We start from the raw sequence: 2,008 nt of genomic DNA on the forward strand, positions 1-2,008 counted from the left end.
AGAAGAAGGCCGCCGCCAAGAAGACGACCGCCAAGAAGACGACCGCCAAGAAGACGGCGGCCAAGAAGGCGACCACGGCGGGGCAGACGACGGCCGGGAAGGTCACGAAGGCGACGGCGGGCAGCGACGCCGTCCCCGCGAGCTGACGTCCCCGTGCCGGCCGGCGGGCCCGACCCGGACACCTGGCGGCAGCGGCGGACGTCGTTCGGCTCCGTCGCGGCCGGCTACGCGGCACACCGGCCGGACTACCCGGCCGACGCCGTGGCCTTCCTGGTGGGCACGTCGCCGCGGCGCGTGCTCGACCTGGGCGCCGGCACCGGCCTGCTGACCGGCGTCCTGCTGACGGCCGGGCACGAGGTCGTCGCCGTCGACCCGGCCGGGGAGATGCTGGCCGAGCTGCGCGCCCGGTACCCGCAGGTGACCGCACACGTCGGCGACGCGGAGGCCGTCCCGCTGCCCGACGGCAGCGTCGACGCCGTCGTCGCGGGGCAGGCCGCGCACTGGTTCGACCCGGAGCCCGCGGCGGCGCAGCTGCGGCGGGTGCTGCGCCCCGGCGGCGTGGTCGGCCTGGTGTGGAACACCCGCGACGAGGCGGTCCCCTGGGTGGCCGCTCTGGGTCGGGTGCTGGCCGACGAGGCGCGCGGCCACGACGCCGACCGGGGCGTCGTCGACGCCTTCGCCCGCGCGCTGGGGGCCAGGGTGGAGCACTCCCGCGCCGGCATCGTGCAACGGCTGTCCCCCGAGCAGGTGGTCGCCGGCATCGCCACGCGCAGCTACGTCGCCACCATGGACGACGCACGGCGGGAGGCGTTCCTGGGCGAGGTGCGCGCGGTGCTCGGCACCCATCCCGACACCCGCGGCCGCGACGTGGTCGACCTGCCGTACCGGACCGACGCCTACCGGCTGACACCCGCCTGACGGTGGCCCGTGCCCGCCCGGCCGTCAGCGACCCACCGGACCGGCGCGGCCACCGCCGGTCACGAAACGCACCCCCGTCCAGCGGGAACCGCCCAGCCGCGTCGAGCCGCACCTTGCGCGCCCTCCGGGCCACCGCTCTAGCCTGCGCGTCCCCGACGGAGGGAGCCCGACATGGCCACGCGCGCAGCTCGACTGCTGACCGCACTCGTGGCCGCCGCGCTCCTCGGCGCCGGCACCCCGGCGGCGGCCGCCATCCCGGGGCCGGCCGGCACCGCACCACAGCCGGCCCTGGTGACCGGTCCGGACGGCGCCGCCACCGACGACCTCGATGCCGACTACGCCACCGCGCTGCACGCCGTCGACACCTGGTGGCGCAGCTCCTGGGGCGAGTACTTCCCGGGCTCGTACACCGCGCCCGGGCTGGCTCCGGCCGCTCGCGCACCCGGGCTTTACGACGCCCCGGCCGAACAGGTGTACTGCGGCGACCTGCTGCTCGGCGAGGGCAACGCCTTCCACTGCCCGATCGGGGACGTCCTCGCCTTCGAGGTCGACCTGATGCTGCTGTCGCAGGAGCTGGGCGACGCCTTCGTCTACCTGGTCGTCGCGCACGAGTGGGCCCACTCCGTCGTCTCGCACATCGACCCGGCACTGGTGTCCGAGGCCTACGAGCTGCAGGCCGACTGCCTGGCGGGGGCCGCGCTGCAGGGCGCTGTCGACGCAGGGCTGCTGAGGCTGGAGCCCGGCGACGCGGACGAGTTCACCGCGGCACTGACCGCCGTCGCCAGCGACAACGCCTGGGGGACCGTCTACCTCGACGCGACCGGCCGACCGCAGACCGAGAGCCACGGCAGCGCCCAGGAGCGGATCGACGCCTTCGAGCGGGGCGGCACCGACGGGGTCCGCGCCTGCCTGCCGAACTCGGTGGGCTGACCGCTCAGGCCGCGTGCCCGACGGCGAACACCCGCCGGAAGGGCAGCAGCGTCGTCCCGTCCGGTCGGCGCGGATAGGCAGCGCGCAGCGCCGCGGCGTACTCCGCGGTGAGCTCGGCCGCGTCGTCCTCCTCCAGCAGGGCGAGCACCGGGCGCAGCAC

The 2,008-nt window shown here is 76.2% G+C and carries 2 protein-coding genes; both read left to right on the forward strand.

All coding sequences use genetic code 11. The features are described 5' to 3' along the window. Positions 1-153: 153 nt before the first annotated feature. Positions 154-918 (forward strand): class I SAM-dependent methyltransferase, encoded by a 765-nt coding sequence (locus BUB17_RS25100; RefSeq protein WP_072921572.1) that lies wholly within the window; start codon positions 154-156, stop codon positions 916-918. Between the two features lie 171 nt (positions 919-1,089). Continuing rightward, positions 1,090-1,848 carry a neutral zinc metallopeptidase gene (locus tag BUB17_RS26450; RefSeq protein ID WP_072921574.1) on the forward strand — a complete coding sequence of 253 codons (759 nt, stop codon included), beginning with the start codon at positions 1,090-1,092 and terminating at the stop codon, positions 1,846-1,848. Positions 1,849-2,008 lie beyond the last annotated feature (160 nt).

Source organism: Geodermatophilus obscurus (assembly GCF_900143215.1).
GTDB classification, from domain to species: Bacteria; Actinomycetota; Actinomycetes; order Mycobacteriales; family Geodermatophilaceae; genus Geodermatophilus; species Geodermatophilus obscurus_A.